The organism is Micromonospora reichwaldensis (assembly GCF_031845925.1).
GTDB classification, from domain to species: Bacteria; Actinomycetota; Actinomycetes; order Mycobacteriales; family Micromonosporaceae; genus Micromonospora; species Micromonospora reichwaldensis.
The window spans coordinates 1-1,006 of record NZ_JAVRFL010000079.1 but is presented as its reverse complement, the minus strand read 5'-3'; the positions used below and the strand labels follow the sequence as shown (position 1 = coordinate 1,006).

The following is a 1,006-nucleotide window of genomic DNA, read 5'->3' as shown; positions in this document are numbered from 1 at the left end:
GGCGCCGTTCCCGCACCGTGTGTGCGCCGTTCATCAGACCCGGATGACGGACTCATGCCCCACCACCACCCGACAATGCCTGACCAGCAACTCCACACTGCCAACCCAATGACACCCACCATGCACCCACACCTCCTGCGGGGTGCCCTAGGGGTGCCTCCCCAATGACCACCGATGGGAAACTCACACCAACCCACCCCCACCCCACCGGACCACCGGAGCACACCCATGCGCTTCTCCGTACTCGGCAGCACCGAAGTCACCAACAACGGCCACCACCTCGAACTCGGCGGAATCCGCCAACGCGCAATCCTCGGCTACCTCCTCCTCAACGCCAACAAAGTCGTCGCCACCAGCCAAATCCTCCACGCCATGTGGGACGGCAACCCACCCCCCACCGCCCGCAAAATGGTCCAGAACGCCGTCTCCGGCATCCGCCGCATGCTCACCCACAACACCGACCCCACCACCAACCCCACCCTGCGCACCCACCCACCCGGCTACCAACTCCGCATCGACACCGAAACCATCGACCTCTACCGCTTCCGCAGACTCGTCCGCGAAGGCCGCCACGCCACCACCACCAACAACCCCACCCGCGCCGCCCAACTCCTCACCGAAGCACTCACCCTCTGGCGCGGACGCGCCCTCGCCGACCTCGTCGAAACCGGCACCTGCTGGTCAGAACTCGCCGCCATCGAAGACGAACGACTCTCCGCCCTCGAAGACCGCCTCGACGCCGAACTCGCCTGCGGCCGACACCGCGAAATCACCCCCGAACTCGAAATCCTCACCGCCACCGAACCCATGCGCGAACGCCTCTGCCACCAATTCATGCTCGCCCTCTACCGCAGCGGCCGCCAAGTCGACGCCCTCCGCGTCTACCGACGCACCCGCGAAGCCCTCGTCGACGGCCTCGGCCTCGAACCCGGCCGCAGCCTCCAAGAACTCCAACAACGCATCCTCGAACACGACGCCAAAATCCAAATCCCCGCACTCACCCACT

General features: G+C 65.9%; 1 protein-coding gene. It reads left to right on the top strand.

The annotated features are described in order from the left end of the window. Nucleotides 1-228 precede the first annotated feature (228 nt). A partial coding sequence (locus tag RM555_RS30795; protein ID WP_311414996.1) for an AfsR/SARP family transcriptional regulator occupies nt 229-1,006 on the top strand: 778 nt, incomplete at its 3' end.